This window comes from Acinetobacter sp. Colony158 (assembly GCF_019264745.1).
In the GTDB taxonomy this organism is placed as follows: Bacteria; Pseudomonadota; Gammaproteobacteria; order Pseudomonadales; family Moraxellaceae; genus Acinetobacter; species Acinetobacter ursingii.
Map to the genome: position 1 here is coordinate 930726 of NZ_CP078523.1, position 224 is coordinate 930949.

Sequence of the window (224 nt, forward strand, 5' to 3'; positions counted from 1 at the left end):
TTGTCCATATCAGAAAATGGCTTTTACTCAGTGCGGTAGGATGAATGTTATAGATGTAGTCCGGTCGTGAGATATTTTAAAATTTTGACAAGCTAAAAACAGAATAAAAAAGTCCAGCCTCATTTATAAGCCAACTTCTGTATTTCTTCTTTATGCTGAAGAATCACACGTCTTGCATGATGTAGAACAATACGCTTAGTCGCTTCGTTATCACCAAATTGCAT